Origin of the sequence: Streptomyces sp. NPDC001599 (assembly GCF_042893535.1) — a bacterium.
Lineage (GTDB): Bacteria > Actinomycetota > Actinomycetes > Streptomycetales > Streptomycetaceae > Streptomyces.
This window is the reverse complement of the sequence record NZ_JBIAVA010000008.1, coordinates 120,456-140,170: the sequence shown is the minus strand read 5'-3', so window position 1 is coordinate 140,170 and position 19,715 is coordinate 120,456. Positions and strand designations below refer to the sequence as shown.

General features: G+C 72.2%; 19 protein-coding genes. 6 read left to right on the top strand and 13 right to left on the bottom strand.

Annotation, left to right across the window (positions count from 1 at the left end):
* Nucleotides 1-23: 23 nt before the first annotated feature.
* Nucleotides 24-899: a helix-turn-helix domain-containing protein gene (locus ACFYZ3_RS21420; RefSeq protein WP_388519952.1), complete on the bottom strand. Its 876-nt coding sequence runs from the start codon at nucleotides 897-899 to the stop codon at nucleotides 24-26.
* Between the two features lie 273 nt (nucleotides 900-1,172).
* Here ACFYZ3_RS21420 and ACFYZ3_RS21415 point away from each other — a divergent pair, with 273 nt between their 5' ends.
* Complete coding sequence (locus ACFYZ3_RS21415) at nucleotides 1,173-1,646, top strand: hypothetical protein (protein ID WP_388519949.1); 474 nt, start codon at nucleotides 1,173-1,175, stop codon at nucleotides 1,644-1,646.
* A 31-nt stretch (nucleotides 1,647-1,677) separates the two neighbouring features.
* Here ACFYZ3_RS21415 and ACFYZ3_RS21410 read toward each other — a convergent pair whose 3' ends face one another.
* Complete coding sequence (locus tag ACFYZ3_RS21410; RefSeq protein ID WP_388519946.1) at nucleotides 1,678-2,787, bottom strand: glycoside hydrolase family 43 protein; 1,110 nt, start codon at nucleotides 2,785-2,787, stop codon at nucleotides 1,678-1,680.
* Between the two features lie 208 nt (nucleotides 2,788-2,995).
* Between ACFYZ3_RS21410 and ACFYZ3_RS21405 the strand changes: the two genes are divergently transcribed.
* Together ACFYZ3_RS21405 and ACFYZ3_RS21400 are read left to right on the top strand one after the other, a co-directional pair.
* Nucleotides 2,996-4,189, top strand: a complete 1,194-nt coding sequence (locus ACFYZ3_RS21405) for a glycoside hydrolase family 64 protein (protein WP_388519943.1) — start codon at nucleotides 2,996-2,998, stop codon at nucleotides 4,187-4,189.
* Between the two features lie 100 nt (nucleotides 4,190-4,289).
* Entirely contained in the window at nucleotides 4,290-5,147 is an 858-nt protein-coding gene (locus ACFYZ3_RS21400) for a family 16 glycosylhydrolase (protein ID WP_388519940.1), read from the top strand.
* A gap of 76 nt (nucleotides 5,148-5,223) precedes the next feature.
* Here the strand turns inward: ACFYZ3_RS21400 and ACFYZ3_RS21395 are convergent, their stop codons facing one another.
* On the bottom strand, nucleotides 5,224-6,066 hold the full coding sequence (locus ACFYZ3_RS21395) for a helix-turn-helix transcriptional regulator (RefSeq protein WP_388519937.1): 843 nt from the start codon (nucleotides 6,064-6,066) through the stop codon (nucleotides 5,224-5,226).
* Between the two features lie 176 nt (nucleotides 6,067-6,242).
* Between ACFYZ3_RS21395 and ACFYZ3_RS21390 the strand changes: the two genes are divergently transcribed.
* Nucleotides 6,243-7,265, top strand: coding sequence for an aldo/keto reductase (locus ACFYZ3_RS21390; protein ID WP_388520569.1), 1,023 nt, complete (start codon nucleotides 6,243-6,245; stop codon nucleotides 7,263-7,265).
* A 6-nt stretch (nucleotides 7,266-7,271) separates the two neighbouring features.
* On the opposite strand, the gene ACFYZ3_RS21385 is transcribed toward ACFYZ3_RS21390, so the two are convergent.
* Entirely contained in the window at nucleotides 7,272-7,418 is a 147-nt protein-coding gene (locus ACFYZ3_RS21385) for a hypothetical protein (protein ID WP_388519935.1), read from the bottom strand.
* Between the two features lie 200 nt (nucleotides 7,419-7,618).
* On the opposite strand from ACFYZ3_RS21385, the gene ACFYZ3_RS21380 reads away from it, so the two are divergent.
* A complete protein-coding gene (locus ACFYZ3_RS21380) occupies nucleotides 7,619-7,963 on the top strand; it encodes an STAS domain-containing protein (RefSeq protein ID WP_388519932.1) in 345 nt (114 codons plus the stop codon).
* On the opposite strand, the gene ACFYZ3_RS21375 is transcribed toward ACFYZ3_RS21380, so the two are convergent.
* The 4 genes from ACFYZ3_RS21375 to ACFYZ3_RS21360 form a co-directional block, all read right to left on the bottom strand.
* Nucleotides 7,960-10,920: an FAD-binding and (Fe-S)-binding domain-containing protein gene (locus ACFYZ3_RS21375; RefSeq protein WP_388519929.1), complete on the bottom strand. Its 2,961-nt coding sequence runs from the start codon at nucleotides 10,918-10,920 to the stop codon at nucleotides 7,960-7,962. The genes ACFYZ3_RS21380 and ACFYZ3_RS21375 overlap by 4 nt on opposite strands.
* Before the next feature lie 92 nt (nucleotides 10,921-11,012).
* On the bottom strand, nucleotides 11,013-11,426 hold the full coding sequence (locus ACFYZ3_RS21370; RefSeq protein WP_388519926.1) for a RidA family protein: 414 nt from the start codon (nucleotides 11,424-11,426) through the stop codon (nucleotides 11,013-11,015).
* A complete protein-coding gene (locus tag ACFYZ3_RS21365) occupies nucleotides 11,423-12,550 on the bottom strand; it encodes a mandelate racemase/muconate lactonizing enzyme family protein (RefSeq protein WP_388519923.1) in 1,128 nt (375 codons plus the stop codon). Before ACFYZ3_RS21365 ends, ACFYZ3_RS21370 begins: the two co-directional genes overlap by 4 nt.
* A 23-nt stretch (nucleotides 12,551-12,573) precedes the next feature.
* Nucleotides 12,574-13,356 carry a creatininase family protein gene (locus ACFYZ3_RS21360; RefSeq protein ID WP_388519920.1) on the bottom strand — a complete coding sequence of 261 codons (783 nt, stop codon included), beginning with the start codon at nucleotides 13,354-13,356 and terminating at the stop codon, nucleotides 12,574-12,576.
* 62 nt (nucleotides 13,357-13,418) lie between these two features.
* On the opposite strand from ACFYZ3_RS21360, the gene ACFYZ3_RS21355 reads away from it, so the two are divergent.
* Nucleotides 13,419-14,357: an ROK family protein gene (locus tag ACFYZ3_RS21355; protein ID WP_388520566.1), complete on the top strand. Its 939-nt coding sequence runs from the start codon at nucleotides 13,419-13,421 to the stop codon at nucleotides 14,355-14,357.
* An 11-nt stretch (nucleotides 14,358-14,368) separates the two neighbouring features.
* Here ACFYZ3_RS21355 and ACFYZ3_RS21350 read toward each other — a convergent pair whose 3' ends face one another.
* The 5 genes from ACFYZ3_RS21350 to ACFYZ3_RS21330 are packed head-to-tail and all read right to left on the bottom strand — an operon-like array spanning nucleotide 14,369 to nucleotide 19,674.
* Entirely contained in the window at nucleotides 14,369-15,337 is a 969-nt protein-coding gene (locus ACFYZ3_RS21350; RefSeq protein ID WP_388519918.1) for an ATP-binding cassette domain-containing protein, read from the bottom strand.
* On the bottom strand, nucleotides 15,334-16,200 hold the full coding sequence (locus ACFYZ3_RS21345; RefSeq protein WP_388519915.1) for an ATP-binding cassette domain-containing protein: 867 nt from the start codon (nucleotides 16,198-16,200) through the stop codon (nucleotides 15,334-15,336). Before ACFYZ3_RS21345 ends, ACFYZ3_RS21350 begins: the two co-directional genes overlap by 4 nt.
* Nucleotides 16,197-17,111 (bottom strand): ABC transporter permease, encoded by a 915-nt coding sequence (locus ACFYZ3_RS21340; RefSeq protein ID WP_388519912.1) that lies wholly within the window; start codon nucleotides 17,109-17,111, stop codon nucleotides 16,197-16,199. Before ACFYZ3_RS21340 ends, ACFYZ3_RS21345 begins: the two co-directional genes overlap by 4 nt.
* Nucleotides 17,108-18,100, bottom strand: a complete 993-nt coding sequence (locus tag ACFYZ3_RS21335) for an ABC transporter permease (RefSeq protein WP_388519909.1) — start codon at nucleotides 18,098-18,100, stop codon at nucleotides 17,108-17,110. Before ACFYZ3_RS21335 ends, ACFYZ3_RS21340 begins: the two co-directional genes overlap by 4 nt.
* Complete coding sequence (locus ACFYZ3_RS21330) at nucleotides 18,097-19,674, bottom strand: ABC transporter substrate-binding protein (RefSeq protein WP_388519906.1); 1,578 nt, start codon at nucleotides 19,672-19,674, stop codon at nucleotides 18,097-18,099. The genes ACFYZ3_RS21335 and ACFYZ3_RS21330 overlap by 4 nt, the downstream gene beginning before the upstream one ends.
* Nucleotides 19,675-19,715: the final 41 nt, after the last annotated feature.

Below are 19,715 nucleotides of genomic sequence, written 5' to 3'. Positions count from 1 at the left end.
TTGTGCGGTACGGGTGGAAGTCCTCACAGCTCCTTGCGCAGCGCGCCCAGGAGTTCCTCGGTGCCTCGGGCCGGCACCGCCTGGGCGCCCAGGCGGTCCAGGGCCTCGCGGTAGACCACCACGTCGTCGCCCTTGTCCAGGTAGACGGCGCCCACGAGTCCGCCGAGGTAGACGATGTCGGGAAGCTCGGGGGCCCGGAACCGGAAGAGGTCGAACGCGCCGGCCCGCATGGCGGGGTGCGGCCCCGCGGCGAACGGCATGATCTGGAGCGTCACGTGGGGCAGCCTGCCCACCTCGATCAGATGGTCCACCTGCTGCCGCATCACCTCGGTGCCTCCGACGGGCCAGCGCAGGACCGTTTCGTCCATCACGACCCACAGGCGGGGCGGACTGGGGCGGGTGAGGATCTCCTGGCGCCGCATGCGCAGGGCCACCCGCCGCTCGGTGTCGACCGAGGAGGCGTGCGGGTTGCCGGCGCTCAGCAGGGCCCGCGCGTAGGCCGGGGTCTGCAGCAGGCCGTGCACGAATCCGGCCTCGTAGGCGCGGATGTGCAGGGCCGCCTGTTCCAGGCTCAGGTACGCCGCGAACCAGTCCGGCATGACGTCGCGGTAGGTGTGCCACCAGCCGCGCTTGTTCGCCTCCCGCGCCGACTTCAGGAAGGTGTCGATCTCCTGCTGGTCGCGGACACCGTAGATCTGGAGCAGCTTCTCGACGTCCGGGAGGCGCAGCCGGGCCACCTTCGCCGCCTCGAGCCGGCGGATCGTGGAGTGGCTCACCCCGATCGCCTCGCCGGCCTGCTCGAAGGTGAGACCGGCGCGGGTGCGCAGCTCCTCCAGCTGTCTGCCGAGGATCATCCGCAGCACGGAGGGTGCTCCGCCCCAGTCGGTCTCCGCGGTCACACCGTCTCCCCTTCGCCGTCCCGCGCCCGGGCCCGGACACGCCAGTCTGTCACGGGCTCAGCCCCGCCGCAGGAGCATGCATCCTGTCCGCTGCAAATTTCAACTTGCTGGTTGCGCAGGGTTGTTGACGGATGACACAGTGACTTCACCGCCCTCTGCGATTTCCGACCCCGCACACCACGACCGTCCTGCCGGAGACCCGTCCCCACCCATGGGGCGATCTCGCCTGACAACGTTCTCCTGCCGTCCGTCGCGGCCAAAGGACCACCCCCCATGGACCTGCAGCACACCCGTGATCCACGTCCGTCCGCAGCCACCGTCCGTGACCGCCCGTGCTCGTCCGGCGCCGCCGCCCGCCCGCCCCGCAGACGGCGTCCGGGCCCGGCCCCGCTCAGCCTTCCCGCCGGACTCCGCGCCGACCTGGGGCACGACGCCGTGGGCACCTCCGCGTCCCACGGCGAACGCATCCTGGCCCGTCTCCCCCGTGCGGGCTGCGTGTTCGCCGACGAGGGGCGCTGGTGGTGGATCGTGCCCTCCGGATCCGACATCGGGATCGCGTGGCCGTCCGGCACCCACTACGTCGTCGGCGACCCGTCCTGGACCCGGCCGCGGCCGGGCGGCCGGCCGGCCGGGCCGCGCCTGGTCCACGGCCCCGACGGCGACTCGCCCTACACCGCGCCCCTCCCGCTGTACTTCCTGGTCTGCGGGCTGGCCGGAGTGGCGCCGCGCTGGTCCCTGGCGCCCTGAGCGGATCGCACCGCGGTCCGGCACTACGTCCCTACTCGAAGAACTTGAGGCTCCAGCCGGTGTCGCTGGTGGGGCCCGGAACGCCGGCCCGGCTGTAGGTGGTCCCGCCCCACCAGCAGAAGGTGCCGGTGTACCAGTGCCGGTTCTCCCACGAGTACGGCGTCCCCTTCGCGACCGCGTGGAACATCAGGGGGAACCTGGGGCCGGCGGGCGGGCTCGTGGCGATGTCGCCGTCGAGCAGGACGAAACTGTGGTGACCGGGTCCGTCGACGTGGAGCGTGGGGTCCCAGCCCGCCATCATCGTGGCGCGGTGGGACCCGAAGAGGCAGCCGTTGGACTTGTACCAGTCCCACACGTACGTCGGGTCGCCGCCTGCCCGCAGCCGGAGGTCGGCCAGGCAGTACTGGTCGCTCCAGCTGCCGTTGGCGGAGTAGGCGATGTGCAACTGCCCGTTCGGGTCCTTGACGGGCTCGGGGCCCTCGTTGATGAACGGGTTGCCCACCACCCGCTCCCAGCTCTCCCTCGGTTGCGAGATGACGTACCGCGCCCCGGTCGGTGTGGTCGGGCCGCTCATCCGCGCGATGTAGAGGTTCTGTTCGACGTTGGTGTCGCCGGCCCAGCCGGACCAGACGAACCACCGCTGCCCCTCGTAGGTGAACAGGGTGCCGTCGATGGCCCACTTGTCGTCCGGCAGGGCCAGCTCGGTCTCGGCCGTGTAGCCGCTGTCGGCGGCGGCGGAGCTGATCACGTACATCCGGTGGTCCGCGCCGCGACCGGCCGAGAAGTAGATGTAGTAGCGGCCGCCGTCCCGGACGATCTCGGGCGCCCACACCTCGCCGCGACCACGCGTGTCCGACCAGACCTGCCGGGCGGGCGCCGCCGCCAGCGCGGCCGTGGACGCGGCCTGGCGTACGGCGATGCCGCCCCCGGCGGACTGCACCGAGACATAGGTGCCACCGACCCGGATCACGCTCGGATCGGCGGCCCGCAAGGCGGTCTGGTCCGCCTGCGCGGACCCGGCGGAGGTCACCAGGAGCAGGAGGGCGACGAGGACACCGGCCACCAGGGCGGCGAGGGTGCCGCGAACGCGGCGGGAGAGCTTTCCGGTCCCGTTCGGCGGGCTTCCGGTCAGGGGCGGCATGTCCCTCCGCTTCCACGGGCCGTGATGTACATCGATGGAAGTTGGCAGCGGCTCCAGGATCGTAATTGACGGCGGACATGTCAATGAGGACGCCCCACTTCACCTTCCGAACCTGGAGTGCCTTCTTCCGATTGATCTCGTTCAACTAGTTGACATGCACAGGGAAGGACTACAACGCTGCAAGTCCCCCCACACCAAGGAGGACCGTGTGCTTTCCCCACGCAAGCTGACGGCGTCCCTGGCCGTCGCGGCGTCGATCGGCGCCGTGGCCGTCGTCGTCGGACCGGCCGAACCGGCGTCGGCGGTGCCGGACACCATCCCGCTCACCCTGAAGAACGACTCCGGCAGTGCCGAACAGGTCTACGTCTACGTGATCGGCACCGAACTCGCCTCGGGGCAACAGGGATACGCCGACGAGAGCGGCGCCTTCCACGCCTGGCCGGCCGGTGGCGCCCCGCCGGTCCCCGCCCCCGACGCCTCGTTCGAGGGGCCCGCAAACGGCGGGTCAAAGACCGTTCAGCTTCCGAAGTTCTCGGGCCGGGTCTACTTCTCGTACGGCAAGAAGCTCGACTTCCGGCTCGCCGACGGCGGTCTCGTGCAGCCCGCCGTCCAGAACGCCGCCGACCCCAACCACGACACGCTGTTCAACTGGACCGAGTACACGCTCAACGACTCCGGGCTGTGGATCAACTCCACCCAGGTGGACATGTTCTCGGCCCCCTACTCCGTCGGCCTGACGGCGGGCGACGGCTCCACCAAGCAGACCGGTTCGCTGAAGCCCGGCGGGTACAAGGCGGTCGCCGACGGTCTCGCCCAGCAGGGCGGCGGCTGGGAGGGGCTGGTCCAGACGCGGAGCGACGGCTCGCCGCTGCGCGTCCTGGCCCCCGGGCACGGCATCGGCTCCGGCGACCTGCCCGCCGGCGTGATGGACGACTACATCGACCGGGTCTGGAGCAAGTACGCCTCCGAGACGCTGACGGTGACGCCGTTCAAGGAGCAGCCGGACACGAAGTTCTTCGGCAAGGTGAACGGCGGCAGGATGGACTTCACCGACGGCAGCGGCGCGGTGGTGACCTCCTTCGAGAAGCCGGACTCCGACTCGGTCTTCGGCTGCTACAACAAGCTCGACGCCCCCAACGACCAGGTGCGCGGCCCCATTTCGCGGACGCTGTGTGCCGCGTACAACCGCTCCACGCTGCTCACCAACTCCCAGCAGCCCGATGCCGACGCCTCCGGCTTCTACCAGGACGGCGTCACCAACCACTACGCCCGCCTCGTCCACGCCCAGATGCGCGACGGCCAGGCGTACGCCTTCGCCTTCGACGACGTCGGCAACCACGAGTCGCTCGTGCACGACGGCGATCCCAAGGACGCGGCGATCACGCTGGAGTCCTTCGACTGACCGGGCCGGCCCCACCCGCGCCCGAACCGACGCACCACCTTCCCCCCACCCCCCGTGCCCGCTCCCCTCTCGTGGGAGCGGGCCCACGAAAGGGAGAGACATGGCCTCCCCACGACTGCTCCGCAGTTGCCTGCTCGCCACTCTGTCCGCCACCCTCGTCGCGACGGCCGCGGTGACACCCGCCCAGGCGGAGCGCGGTCCGCAGACCGCCGCGGCGGTGACGTTCTCCGACACCTTCGACGGGCCCGCCGGTTCCGGCGTCGACACCTCCAAGTGGCAGCTCGAGACCGGCGACAACGTCAACAACCACGAGCGGCAGTACTACACGCCCGGCACGGACAACGCGAAGCTCGACGGCCAGGGCAACCTGGTCATCGAGGCCCGTCGCGAGAACCCGGGCAACTACCAGTGCTGGTACGGCACGTGCGAGTACACCTCCGCACGGCTGAACACCTCCGGCAAATTCACCGCCACCTACGGCCACGTCGAGGCCCGGATGAAGATCCCGCGCGGGCAGGGCATCTGGCCCGCCTTCTGGATGCTGGGCCAGGACATCGGCGAGGTCGGCTGGCCGAACTCGGGCGAGATCGACGTCATGGAGAACGTCGGCTTCGAGCCGTCCACGGTCCACGGAACCATCCACGGCCCCGGCTACTCCGGCTCGGGCGGCATCGGCGCGGCCTACACGCTGCCGAACGGCGAGGCGTTCGCCGACGCCTTCCACACCTTCGCCGTGGACTGGGCCCCGGACAGGATCACCTGGTCGGTCGACGGAAACGTCTACCAGACCCGTACGCCGGCCGACCTGGGCGGCAAGGACTGGGTCTTCGACAAGCCGTTCTTCCTCATCCTGAACCTCGCGGTCGGCGGCTACTGGCCCGGCGACCCCGACGGCTCGACCTCCTTCCCGCAGCAACTGGTGGTCGACGAGGTGAAGGTGACCACGAGCGACGGCTGAGACCCCGCCGTCCCGGGCCGTGCCCGAGACCCGAGGCGGGCCGCGGCCTCCCCCGAGGCCGCGGCCCGCCTCCCGTTCAGCCGCGGGTCAGGTTCTGGAGACCCACCACGCGCAGCAGTTCCAGCCGCTCGTGGGACTCGCTGCCGGGGCGGGCGGTGTAGACGACGAGCCGCTGGTCGTGCTCGGGGCTCAGCAGCACCTCGCAGTCCAGCTCCAGCAGGCCCACGACCGGGTGCAGGAAGCGCTTGACGTCGCCACGGCGCACGGCGACCTCGTGGCTGTCCCAGAGCGCGGCGAACTCCTCGCTGCGGGCGCGCAGCCGGCGTACGAGTGCCGCCAGCCGCGCGTCGTCCGGGCGCTTGGCGAGGGTGGCGCGCAGATCCGCCACCGCCGCGCGGGCGGCCCGGTCGTGGTCCTCGGCCGGGAAGCGTCCCCGCGCGGCCGGGTCCGTGAAGAAGCGCCAGACGACGTTGTGCTCCGCCTCGGGACGGGCGGACGCGTCGCCGTGGAGCGCCTTGGCCATCGCGTTCTGCGCGAGGACGTCGCCGCGGTCGCTCACCACCTGGGCGGGGACGTCGGTCAGCCGGTCCAGGAGGAGGAGCAGGGCGGGGCGGACGTGGTCCGTGGGCGTGCGGTCGCGCGAGGGCTCCTCGCCGGCCAGGTGGAACAGGTGGTCCCGTTCGTCGTCGGTCAGCCGCAGCGCGCGGGCGACGGCCGCGAGCATCTGCCGGGACGGACGCGATCCCCTGGCCTGTTCGAGCCGTGTGTAGTGGTCGGTGGACATGCCCGCCAGCTGCGCCACCTCCTCGCGGCGCAGCCCCGGGGTGCGGCGCCGCGCACCCTGCGGGAGGCCCACGTCGGCAGGGGCGAGTCGGGTACGGCAGTGGCGCAGGAAGTCGGCCAGCTCGGTTCTGTCCACCCACCCACCATGCCCCGCCTCGCCGTCCGCAGCCAGGGACGGCCGGTCCCTGGACGAGGACGTCTCTCCCGCCGCGGGCGGCGCCGCCACACCCTGGAGGCCGGCGGGTTGCGCCGGCCCGGTTCGCCGGTGCCGCGCGCTGCCCGGGTCCCTTCGCAAGGAAAGGCGTGACTGCCATGCAGTACCGCACGCTCGGCCGCACGGGCATCCAGGTCAGCCCCTACGCACTCGGCGCCCTGATGTTCGCCACCTCGGTCGGAAATCCGGACCCCGACGACTCCGCCCGCATCATCCACAAGGCGCTGGACGCCGGGATCAACCTGATCGACACCGCGGACGCCTACCTCGACTCCGAGGAGGTCGTCGGCAAGGCGCTCCGGGGGCGGCGCGACCGTGTCGTCCTCGCGACCAAGGTGAGCCGCCCGGTGGGGGACGACCCCAACCAGCGGGGCGCCTCCCGGCGTTGGATCATGACGGCCGTGGAGGACTCGCTGCGCCGCCTCGGAACCGACCACATCGATCTCTACCAGATCCACCGGCCGGACCCCGACACGGACGTCGAGGAGACACTCTCGGCGCTCTCCGACCTGATCCGCAGCGGCAAGGTCCGTGCGATCGGCACGTCCACGACCCCGGCGTCCGACCTCGTGGAGGCTCAGTGGGTCGCCGAGCGGCGCGGTCTTGCCCGGTTCCACACCGAGCAGCCGCCGTACTCGCTGCTCGACCGGGGCATCGAACGCGAGGTGCTGCCGGTCGCGCAGCGCCACGGGCTGGGCACGCTGGTGTGGGGCCCGCTCGGGCAGGGGCTGCTCACGGGGCGGGTGCGCAAGGGCGGGCCGAACGAGCTGCGCCGCGCCGGGCTCGTCCGGCACCTCGGCGACGAGCGCCGTCTCGACGCGGTCGAACGGCTCGTCCCGCTCGCCGCCGAGGCGGGCCTGCCGCTGACCCATCTCGCGATGGCGTTCACCATCGCCCACCCGGGCGTGACCAGCGCCATCGTCGGGCCGCGCACGATGGATCACCTCGACGACCTGCTCGCCGGCCTGGACGTCGCCCTCGGTGACGACCTGCTCGACCGTATCGACGAGATCGTCCCGCCGGGCAGCGACGTCGGCGCGCTCGACCAGGTCTTCGTGCCCCCGGCGCTCCAGCGGGCGCGCCTGCGGCGCCGCCCCCTGGACGAGCGCCGCGCGGCCTGACTCCGGTCAGGGGGACGTCGTCCGGGCGATGTCCGCGGCCGGGGCGTCCTCCTCCGGGGCCGCCGGGGGCGGAAAGATCAGATCCTCGAGCGCGTCCGCGGCGAAGAGGAAGGCCATCATCACGACTGGGAGAAGCAGCGCGAGCAGAATCACAGGACCTCCCGGTGGGTCGGTCTGTGGGCTTCGTGGCCCGGCTTCAAGGATGGGCCCGAATGGCCGAACCCGCACGGCGGGGGCCGACGGAGCCCCTATGCCGCGGGCAGCACCCCCGGTGATCCTTTGGCCAGTCGTTCACGCATATGCAGAACGAATGTGCGGCACCACCTCTGCCCACGGCATGCCGTTGAGTGCGTATGGAACCTCCCATCGAGATCAACCACAGCGCCGTCGGGGACTGGACCATCGTGGAGATCCGCGGAGAGGTGGACGTGTACACCGTGCCCACGATCAAGCAGCACATGATCGAGCGACTCGCGGACGGTCACCGGCGGTTCGTCGTCGACCTGCGCGCGGTGGCGTTCATCGACTCCATGGGCCTGGGCGTGCTGGTCGGCGCCCTCAAACGGGTCCAGTCGGTGCACGGCGAGCTGAAGCTCGTCATCACGGATGCCAACACCAAGCAGCTCTTCGCGCTGACCGGCCTGCGGCACGTCTTCCCGATCTACGACTCGGTGTACCAGGCACGCCGCACGTCCTAGGTACCGGCCGCCCGCCTCGGTCCGGCCGGCCGGTCCGGCCGGGTCGCCCGGTCCAGCTCGACGAGGACCGAGTGGTACGCACGGCCGGTCGCGCGGTCCATGCCGATCTCGCACATGCGGTTGGCGGACAGGTGGGCGTCGTAGGCGCGCGAGGTCACCTCCGCGGCCTCCTTGGCCGTCGCCGACGCCGTCAGCTCCTTGTGCAGCATCCCCCGGTCCCCGGCGAAGGCGCAGCACCCGGCGTCGTCCGGGACGACGACCTCGTCGGCGACCGCCTCGGCGACCGCGCGGAGCTGGTCGACGTCGCCCAGGTGCTGCATCGAGCAGGTCGGGTGCAGCACGGCCGAACCGGTCGTACGGAGGACCGTCAGCCGCGGCAGGAGTTCCTCGGCGGCCCACACGACGGAGTCGATCACCTTCAGGCGCCCGTGCAGTTCCCGGTTGGCCGGGGTGAGGTGGGGGACGACCTCGTGCCGGATGCCGAGCGTGCAGGAGGAGGCGTCGACGACGAGCGGGAGCCGTCCGCCGTCGGTCCAGGCCCAGGCGGCCTCGACGATGCGGTTGGCCATCACGGTGTTGCCGTCCGCGTAGCCCTTGGAGTGCCAGATCGTCGAGCAGCAGGTGCCCGCCACGTCGTCCGGGATCCACACCGGCCGGCCGGCGCGGGCCGAGACGTCGACCACGGCCTGCTGGAGCGAGGGGGTGCCGTCGCCGTCCGGGCCGGCGAAGATCCGGTTCACGCAGGCCGGGTAGTAGACGGCGCTCGCGCCCGCCCGGGAGGTGGGCGGCGCGGTGCGGGCGGCGGCGCCCGGGATCTCCGGCAGCCACTCGGGCACCAGATCGGGGCGTACGGCTTTGCGGGCGAGGCCGGTGGCGGCCTCCAGCAGGCGGTCGCTGATCCTCTCGGCCGCGCCGACCGCGAGGCGGGCCGACGCCTCGACGGTCTTGAACCGCCTGGCGGTGAGTGCGGCGATCCGCTCCTCGCGCGGCGAGTGCCTGCGGTGGCGGAAGTCCTTCATCATGGCGCCGGTGTCGATGCCGACCGGGCAGGCGATCGCGCAGGTGGAGTCGCCGGCGCAGGTGTCGACGGCGTCGTAGCCGTAGGAGGCGAGGAGTTGTTCCTCCACCGGAGAACCGTCCGGCTGCCGCAGCATCTCCCTGCGCAGCACGATGCGTTGGCGCGGAGTCGTCGTCAGGTCGTGGCTGGGGCAGGTGGGTTCGCAGAAACCGCATTCGATGCAGGGGTCCGCGAGCGGTTCGATCCCGGGGATCGTCTTCAGTCCGCGCAGATGGGCCCTCGGGTCCCGGTCGAGGACGACCCGGGGCGCCAGCACGGCCCCGGGGTCGATCAGCCGCTTGAGCCGCCACATCAACTCGGTGGCCCGGGGCCCCCATTCGAGCTCCAGGAAGGGCGCGATGTTGCGTCCGGTGGCGTGCTCGGCCTTCAGCGACCCGTCGAACCGTTCCACGGTCATCCGGCAGAAGTCGTCCATGAAAGCGGCGTACCGGTCGACGTCGGAGGCCTTCGACGCGTCGAAGGCGAGCAGGAAGTGCAGGTTGCCGTGGGCGGCGTGACCGGCGACGGCGGCGTCGAAGCCGTGCTCCGCCTGGAGGCAGAGCAGGTCCTCGCAGGCGTCGGCCAGCCGGGACGGCGGGACCGCGAAGTCCTCCGTGATCAGGGTGGTGCCCGCCGGGCGGGAGCCGCCGACCGCCGTGACGAAGGCCTTGCGGGCCTTCCAGTAGCCGGAGATCGTCTTGGCGTCGCGGGTGAACTCGTTGGTCACCGAGGCGACCGGCGCGACCAGTTCGAGGCGTTCCACGACCCGGGCGGCCGCCCGCTCGAAGGCCGCCTGCCCCGCCTCGTCGGGCGCCCGGAACTCCACCAGCAGCGCCGCCGTCTCCCGCGGCAGACCTGCCCAGTCGGCCGGTACGCCCTGCACGCTCACCGACGCGCGCAGCGTGTTGCCGTCCATCAGCTCGACGGCGAGGGCCCCTGCCTCGTTGAACAGGGGTACGGCCGCCGCGGCGGCGGTCAGCGAGGGGAAGAAGAGCAGGCCGCTGGAGACCCTGCGGTCCAGTGGCAGGGTGTCGAAGACGACGTCGGAGATGAAGCCGAAGGTGCCCTCGGAGCCGACCATGAGCCCGCGCAGGATCTGCACCGGCGTCGCGCCGTCCAGGAAGGCGTCCAGCCGGTAGCCGTTGGTGTTCTTGATCTGGTACTTGGCCCGGATGCGGGCGGTGAGCTCCGGGTCCGCCTCGATCTCCGCCTTCAGCGCCAGCAGCCCCTCGCACAGCTCCGGCTCGGTCCGCGCCAGCGTCTCGTCCGCGTGCGGGTCGGCCGTGTCGACGACGGTGCCGCCGGGCAGCACGAAGGTCAGTGAGGCCAGGGTGCGGTACGAGTTGCGGGTGGTGCCCGCGGTCATGCCGGAGGCGTTGTTGGCGACCACCCCGCCGACGGTGCAGGCGATGGCGCTGGCCGGGTCGGGCCCCAGGATCCTGCCGTACCGGGCGAGGGTCGCGTTGGCCCGCATGACCGTGGTGCCGGGCCGGATGCGGGCCCGTGCGCCGCCGTCCAGGACCTCGATGCCCGTGAAGTGCCGCCGCACGTCGACCAGGATGTCCTCGCCCTGCGCCTGGCCGTTGAGGCTGGTGCCGGCGGCGCGGAAGACGACCTGGCGGCCGTGGTCGCGCGCGTACGCCAGCACCGCGGCCACGTCGTCGACGGTCTCGGGGAGCACGACGACCTGCGGCACGAACCGGTAGGGGCTGGCGTCGGAGGCGTACTTCACCAGGTCGGAGACCTTCCACAGGACCTTGTCGGGGCCCAGCAGAGCGGTCAGGCCGGCCCGCAGCGGCTCGGGGGTACCCGTGGCCCCGGCGTCGGGCACCCGGTCGGCGGACGCGGCACGGTGCGTGCCGGGACGGAGGGTTTCCGGCTTGGGCTCCAGCAGGGGCATGACGTTCGACTCCCACACGATGTCGGTCGGTGCTGATCAGCGTACGACTGCGGTGCCCGCCGGCCCCGGCGGGACCGGCGAGCACCGATGGATCACCCGGGCAGGACCGGGTCCGGGCCCGGCAGCAGGCCCACCACGTCGATCTCCACGAGGATGTCCATCAGGTCGGACCCGACCGTGGTGCGCACCGGGCAGGGTTCCTCGAAGAACTCGCGGTAGGCCGCGTCGTACGCGGCGAAGTCCCGCCTCAGGTGCTGGAGGTGCGCCGTGACCTTCACGACGTCCCGCAGGGACAGGCCCCGCGCGGCCAGGACCGCGCCGACGTTGCGCAGCACCTGCGCGGTCTGCGCTCCGACGCCCTCCGGTACGGCGCCCGTGACCGGGTCCTGGGGGCCGAAACCGGCCGTGAACAGGAACCCGCCCGCCACCACCCCCTGGGAGTAGGCGCCCGCGGGTCGGGGCGCCCCGTCCGTGTGCACCGCCCGCTTGCCGTTCGGCTCGCTCATCCGGTCAGGTCACCGTCCCGTTCGTTGACGCCCGCGTAGTGGCGGAGCTTGTCCTCGTCCACGCTCACGCCCAGGCCCGGTCCCGAGGGCACCCGCAGCCGGCCGTTGTCCAGGTGCAGCGGCTCGATGATGTCGTCCGCGTGCAGGTAGTACATGCTGTCGATGGCCCGCGACAGGACGGGTGTGCTCGACACGACGGCCAGGTGCGCGGCCGTGGCGATGCCGAGTTCGCCGCCGCTGTGCAGGTTCATGCCCAGACCGAAGGTCTCGCAGTGCGCGGCGAGCGCCTTGGTCGCCGCGATGCCGCCCCACTTGTAGACGTCACCGTGGATGACGTCGACCGCGTTCAGGCGCATCGCCGGGGCGAAGTCCTCGAAGCGGACGACGCACATGTTGGTGCACAGCGGAATGCGTACCTTGGCCTTCACCTGGGCCATGCCCTCGATGCCGACGCAGGGGTCCTCCAGGTACTCCAGGTCCAGTTCCTCCAGGGCGATACCGGCCCGGACCGAGTCGGGGACCGACCAGGCCGCGTTGGGGTCGACCCGCAGGTTCACGCCGGGCAGCGCCTCGCGGACCGCGCGCAGGATGGCGACGTCGCCCGCGCAGTCCTTGGTGCCCTTGAGCTTGACGGCGTCGAATCCGCCCTCCTCGACGACGCGCACGGCGTGCTCCGCCATGGCCCCGGGCAGGTCGGCCGGGCCCGCCCCCGGCGCGTCGGCACGGGTGATCAGCGCGGTGATCGGTACCTCGTCGCGGACGGCGCCGCCCAGCAGGTCGGTCACGGACTGGCCGGTGGCCTTGCCCATCGCGTCCCAGCAGGCGACGTCGACGGCGGCGATCGCCGCGTAGCCGAGGTAGCCGTAGAAGAAGGGCACCATGTGCTGCTTGCGGTGGAAGCCCTCCAGCGCGAACGGGCTGGTCCCGATCAGGTCCGGCACCAGCCGGCGCACGATCGCGGCGACCGGCGCGCCCCACATCGTCTCGCCCCAGCCCTCGACGCCCGCATCCGTGCGCACCCGCACGACGGTGCGGGTCTCCCCGGTCTTGGTCTCGAAGGAACTGGTGAAGGGGTTGACGAGTGGGAGGTTGACGACCCACACGTCGACGTCGGTGATCTTCATTTCTTCTCCTCGCATCATGGGGGTCACCGGCTCGCCGCGTCGAAGGCCCGGATCGCGCGGGCCAGTCCCCGCGCCCGGTCGTCCAGGAGCCGGCCGCCCCGGCCGGCGTCGGCGCCGGAGGCGTCGTCGGTGGAGCCGTCCACCCGCTCCCACTCGCCGTGCCGCTCGACGGTCAGGCCGGGGTGGGGCGGGTGGTCGAACAGCGGTGGCGGTTCGACGGGGGTACGAGCGGGCACGGGGGTGCGCACCAGGCCGGGGTGGGCGGCGAGCATGAGGGACGTCTCGAACCATCCGGCGTGCCCCGGGGTGACGTCCGGCCGTCCGGCCTCCTCCTCGCCCGCGGTGAGGGTCCAGTACGAGCAGGCGGCGACCGTGACCCGGGCGCGCAGCGCGAACCGCTTCACCGCGAGCCGCATGATCTCGTCGTTGCCGCCGTGGCCGTTGACGACCATGATCCGGCGGTAGCCGCTGGTCACGAGCGAGTCGAGGACGTCGTCGAGCACGGCGCCCAGGGTCGCCGCGGAGAGCGAGACGGCCGCCGCGAACAGGTGGTGCGGACTGTGCCCGAAGGGCAGCGCGGGCAGCCGCACGACCTCGCAAGCGGGGGGTTCGGGGGACGCGGGGGTCTCGTGGTCGAGGAGGGCCAGCGCCCGGTCCACGACCTCCTCCACCAGGAGGGTGTCGGTCCCCATCGGCAGGTGCGCGGCGTGCTGCTCCTGGGAGCCGATGGGCAGCAGGGCGATGCCCCGCTCGCCGGCCCGGCGCACCTGTCGCCAGGTGAGTTCGGTCAGTCTCGATTGGCTCACGGTGCTACCTCTCCGAAACGGGGCCATGGCAGAGTCGGCGCATGGTCCACGAAAGTTCTCCGTTGCGACTGGTCCCCGAGGCCGCGCGGCAACCGGCCACTCCCCCGGCACCGCGCCGGCTGGGGGCCGTCGAGCTGGTGCCCGGCCGGGTCACGGCGGCCGTGCTGTCCATGGGCGGCCGGGTGCTCGACCGCGCCGAGGCGTCGTACGACGCGGCCACCGCGACCCCCGCGGACATCGACGGGGTGCTGGCCGGGGTGGCCGGTGTCTTCGCCGCCCACGAGGTCCAGGGGATCGGCGTGGCCGCCGCGGGGCTGGTGGATCCCCTCACGGGACTGATCCTGGAGGTCAACGACGTGCCGGCGCTGCACGGCTTTCCGGTGACGGAGCGGCTGGGCGCCCTCACCGGCGTCGGGGTCCGCCTGGAGCACCGGGCGCGGCTCCAGGTGCTCGGCGACCGCTGGTTCGGCGCGGGCCGCGGGCGGCGCACCTTCGCCTCGGTCTCGACCGGCGAGGTCCTCGGGGTGGGTGTCCTCTACGACGGTGAGGTGATGGCTCCGCCCGGCGGGCGCAGCGGCGCGCACATGACCGTGTCGGCCAGCGGCGAGCGCTGCACCTGCGGGAACCGGGGCTGCTGGAAGACCCTGGCCACGACCGGCTGGCTGCGGGCCGGGGCGCGTGCCGCGGGGCTCGGGGCGGCGGTGTCGCTGGCCGAGCTGGCCGGCAGCGGGGACCCGGTCGCCGGGCGGGTGGTGGAGGAGTACGCGCACAACCTCGCCCTGGGGCTGGTGAACGTGCAGCAGCTCTTCGCGCCGGGCCTGTTCATCCTGCACGGTGAGGCCCGTGAGGGCGGTGAGCGCTTCCGTACCGTGGTGGAGGAGCGGCTGCGGGACGCGGTCGCCTTCGCGGGGGCCGAGCAGCCGCGGGTGCTGGTCGGCACCGCCGCGGTCGACGACGTGGCGCTTCTCGGCGGGGCGGGTCTGGTGTTGTCGCACCTCTAGGGTGGGGCGGTTCATCGGCTGGCTTCGTCCGTCGGTACGTCCGTCGGTACGTCCGTCGGTGCGTCCGTCGGTTCGTCGGTGGGTTCGTCGGTGGGTTCCTCCGGTGGGGCCGACGCGCGTGCCGCGGCCCTTCGGCCCCGGCGCGGGTCGAGGACCGGTACGGCGTCGAGGAGTTGCCGCGTGTAGGGGTGGCGCGGGGTGCGCAGCACCGCCGTCGCCTCGCCGACCTCGACCAGGCTCCCCCGGCTCATCACCGCGACCCGGTCGGCCACCTGCGCCACCACGGCGAGGTTGTGCGAGACGAAGACGTAGGTGAGGCCCAGCCGTCGTTGCAGGTCCGCCAGGAGGTCGAGGACGGTCGCCTGCACGGAGACGTCCAGGGCGCTGGTCGGCTCGTCGAGCACCAGCAGCCGGGGGTGCAGTGCCAGGGCCCGCGCGATCGAGACGCGCTGGCGCTGGCCCCCGGAGAACTCGTGCGGGTAGCGGTCCTGGATGCCGGCGTCCAGGCCGACGGCCTCCAGGAGTTCCCCGACCCGTTCCCGGTTGCGGGCCCGTGCGCGCCGTCCGCGTGCCTCGGGGTCGTGGGTGACCAGCGGTTCGGCGACGATGTCGGTGATGCGCATGCGCGGGTTCATGCTGGAGTGGGGGTCCTGGAGGACGACCTGCATCTGCCGTCGTACGCCGCGCAGTTGGGAGGCGGAGAGGGCGGCGAGGTCCTGGCCGTCGAAGCGGACGCTTCCGGCGGTGGGTTCGAGGAGACCGAGCAGCAGCCGGGTGAGGGTGGTCTTGCCGCAGCCGGACTCGCCGACCAGGGCCACGGTCTCGCCCTCGCGGACTTCGAGCGACACGTCGTCGACGGCGACGTTCGGGCGCCGACCGCCGAACTCCTTGCGCAGGCCGTCCAGTTCGAGGAGGGGCCCGGCGGACGTGCGCGCCTGGGCGGGGGCCGGGGCGGGGGTGTCGGTCGCGTCGGTGCTCATGCCGCCTCCAGTCGCGGGGTGGCCGCCAGGAGCCTGCGGGTGTAGTCGTCGGCCGGGCGGTCGAACACGTCGAGGACGTCGCCGGTCTCGACGACCTCGCCCCGGTTCATGACCACGACCCGGTCGGCGGTCTCCGCGACGACCGCGAGGTCGTGGGTGATCAGCACGACGGCCATGTCGTGCTTGTGCTGGAGCGTGACCAGGAGGTCGAGGATCTGGCGCTGCACGGTGACGTCCAGGGCGGTGGTCGGCTCGTCGGCGATGAGGACGCGGGGGCGGGCCACCAGCGCCGTCGCGATCATCACGCGCTGGCGCAGGCCGCCGGAGAGTTCGTGCGGGTACTGGCGGTAGCGCAGGGCCGGGTCGGGGATGCCGACCTCGTCGAGGGCCGCCAGCGCGGCCTCCTTGGCCTCGGCGCGGGACATGCCGGTGTGGTGCCTGAGCACCTCGGCCACCTGGGCGCCGACCCGCTGGAGCGGGTCGAGGCAGGTCATCGGGTCCTGGAAGACCATGGCGATGTCGCGGCCCCGGACCCGGCCGAGTTCCTTCTCGGACAGGCGCAGCAGGTCGCGTCCGTCGAAGCGGATCTCGCCGCTCGCGTAGACGCACGGCGGGCTCGGGTTGAGACGCAGGACGGAGAGCGCGGTGGCGCTCTTGCCGCTGCCGGACTCCCCCACCACGGCGAGGGTCTCGCCGGCGCGGACGTGGAGGGAGACGTCCCGGACGGCGTGGACGACGGAGCCCTCCAGGCGGAAGTCGACGCTGAGGCCGTCGATCTCGAGGAGCGGTTGCCGCTCGGCGGGCCGCCGGGGCGCGTCGCCCGTGGGCCGGCCGGGGCCGGTTGTCGGTCGGTCGTTGGTCATCGGCGGTAGGCCTTCGGGTCCGCGACGTCCCGCAGGGCGTCGCCGGTGATGTTGATTGCGAGGGAGGTCAGCATCAGCGCGATGCCGGGGAAGACGGCGACCCACCAGGAGGTGCCCAGGTAGAGCTGGCCGTCGGCGAGCATGCCGCCCCAGGTGACCGTCTCCTTGGGGACGCCCAGGCCGAGGTAGCTGAGGGAGGCCTCGGCGACGATGGCGGCGGCGACGTGCAGGGTGCCGATGGTGGCCAGGGGCGCCATCACGTTGGGCAGCAGATGCCTGCGCATGATGGTGATGTCGGTGACGCCGATCGCGCGGGCCTCGGTGACGAAGTCGCGGGTGCGCAGCGACATCACCTCGGAGCGCACGACGCGGGCGTAGGAGACCCAGCCGGTGAAGCCGAGCACCACGATCACGACCCACAGGCCGGAGCCGAGGAAGCCGACGACGGCGAGGGCCAGCAGCAGGGAGGGGAAGGCGAGCTGGACGTCGGCGAGCCGCATGAGGGTGCGGTCGGCCCAGCCGCCGAAGTATCCGGAGGCGAGGCCCACGACCGTACCGATGACGCCGGCGAGGAGTGCGGCGCCGGCGCCCACGAGCAGGGAGACCCGGGCGCCGTGGATGACGCGGGAGAGCATGTCGCGGCCGAGCTGGTCGGTGCCGAGGAGGTGGGCGCCGCTGCCGCCGTCCTGCCAGGCGGGGGGTCGCAGCCGCAGCAGGAGGTTCTGCGCGTTGGGGTCGTAGGGGGCGATCAGGGGGGCGAACAGGGCGGCGAACAGCAGCAGTACGAGCACGGCGAGGGCCAGTACGGCGAGCTTGTTGCGCAGCAGGCCGCGCAGGACGACGGATCCGGAGCCGCCGGACGGCTTCTTGTCCGGGGTCACGTCGGTCGCGGCCGGTGACATGACGGTCATCGGGACGTCCTCACCCTCGGGTCGAGGAAGCTGTAGGAGAGGTCGACGAGCAGGTTCACCACGACGAAGGTGGCGGCGAAGAACAGGACGGTGGCCTGGACGAGCGGGAAGTCGCGGTTGGAGATCGCCTCGATGGTCAGCTGGCCCACCCCCGGCCAGGAGAAGACCCGTTCGGTGAGGATCGCCCCGCCGAGCAGGTTGCCGACCTCCAGGCCGACGACGGTGACCACCGGCAGCGAGGCGTTGCGCAGTCCGTGCCTGAGCACCACCTTCAGCGGCCCGAATCCCTTGGCCCGGGCGCTGCGGATGTGGTCGGAGGACAGGACGTCGATCAGCGAGGAGCGCAGCAGACGGGCGACGACGGCGACGGAGTACACGGCGAGGGTGACGGCGGGCAGGACCAGGTTGGCGAGGGTGCCGTAGCCGGAGGCGGGCAGGGCGCGCAGCCAGACGGCGAAGACGAGGATGAGCAGGATGCCGACCCAGAACGGCGGGGTGGACTGGCCGAGCAGGACGCCGGTCATCACGGTGTTGTCGGTGCCCCGGCCGCGCCGCATGGCCGCGACGATGCCCGCCGGGATCGCGATGACGAGGGTCACCGCGAGCGCGGCGGCGGCCAGTTCGATCGTGGCGGGCAGCCGGTCGGCGAGGATCTCGCTCACGGGCTGGCCGTAGACGAGGGAGTCGCCGAAGTCGAGGTGGAGCAGTCCCCAGAGGTAGTCGAGGTACTGGGCGAACAGGGACTGGTCCAGGCCCAGGGAGTGGCGCAGCACCTGCTCCTGTTCGGCCGTGGCGTCCGGCGGCAGCAGGATCTTCACCGGGTCGCCGGACAGGCGGACGAGGAAGAAGGCGACGGTCGCCGTGCACAGCAGCACGAACAGGGCGGTGAGCAGACGCTTGGCCACCCCGAGGAGCAGCCCCGTCCGGTCCGTGCGGCGGGTCGGCGTGTCCGCCCGGGTGGGCGGCTTGTCGAGGGTGAGGGCGCTCATCGGGACACCTCCGCGCTCTCCATCGAGAGGACGCCCGCCGCTCCCGGCGTCCAGCGGGGCCGGTCGTTGCGGGCGATGATGTTGTCGATCTGGTAGAGGAAGACGAAGGGTGCTTCCCGGCGCATCAGGCGTTGCAGGTCCGAGAAGGCCTCTTCGCGCCTGCGGGGATCCTCGGAGAGTTCCTCGGCGTCGATGAGGCGGTCGGCCTCGGCGGAGTGCCAGCGGCTCTGGCGGCGGTCGCTGCGCACGTTGGACTGGACGATGCTCGCGCCGTCCATCGTCCAGACGGTGCTGGCCGCGAGGTAGATCGGGCCGAGCGCACCGCGGTTGTCGGAGGTGAGGCGGGCGGAGTAGGTGCCGGGGTCGAGCAGGTTGACGCGGGCGTCCACCCCGGCCCTGGCGAGGAGTCCGGACAGGGCCTCGGCGACGTTGGCGTCGACGTTGGAGGCGGTGAGCGTGGTGGAGAAGCCGTGCGGGTGACCGGCCTCGGCGAGCAGCCGCCGTGCGGTGTCGACGGAGCGGGTGAAGGGCTTGACGGTGGGGTCGAAGCCGAAGGAGCCGCGGGGGACGAGTGCGGGCGTCTCGGTGGCCTTGCCGCCGAGCACGGCCTTGATGAGCAGCGGGACGTCGATCGCGTGGTTGAGCGCCTGGCGTACCCGGCGGTCCTGGAGCGGGCCGTTCTCCAGGGTGTTCAGGGACAGGTAGGCGGTGCGGATCCCCGTGTAGCCGTCGATGGTGATGCCGCCGTAGCCGTCGAGTTGCTGGGCGGCGTCCGGGGTGAGTCCGGCGACGAGGTCGACGCCGCCGCTCTGCAGGGCGGCCAGGGAGGACGAGGCGTTGGGGGCGGGGCTGAAGACGAGCCCGTCGACGGCCGGGCGTCCGTTCCAGTGGTCGTCGTAGGCCCGCATCCGCAGTTCGTGGTCGCGCTGCCAGCTGGTGAAGGTGAAGGGGCCGGTGCCGACGGGGTGGTCGGCGAAGGCCGCGTCGCCCACGTCGGCGAGGTGGCGGGGCGGTACGACGACGCCGCCGAACAGGGAGAGTTTGGCGGGCAGGATGGGGTCGTGCACGGTGGTGTGGATGTCGACGGTGAGCCGGTCGACGACGGTGACGCCCTCGACGAAGCGCAGCTCGACGATCGGTGACTTGGTCGCCGGGTCGAGCAGCCGCTCGATGCTGAAGGCCACGGCGCGCGCGTCGCACACCTCGCCGTTGTGGAAGGTCACCCCGGGCCGCAGGACGAAGCGCCAGGTGCGCGCGTCGGTGGCCTTCCAGGTCAGGGCGAGCCTCGGGTGCAGCCGGTTGTCCCGGCCGCGGGTGGTGAGGGTGTCGAACATGTTGATCAGGACGTTCATGGACACCATGTCGCCCTGCTTCTGCGGGTCCAGCGTCTTCGGGTCGCCCGTCTGGGAGACCCGCAGGACGTTGCCGGCCCGGTCCGCGGCGGCGGTCGTGCCGCACGCGCTCAGGAGCGCGGGAGCGCTGAGCGCTCCGAGCAGCAGACCGCCGGTCCGCAGGACCTGGCGTCGGCTGGGACGGCTGCGGTCCACCGTGCGCCCCTGAAGAATTCGTTCCATTGAACAACACCTCCGTTCCGTCAGATGGAATGCGGTTGGGT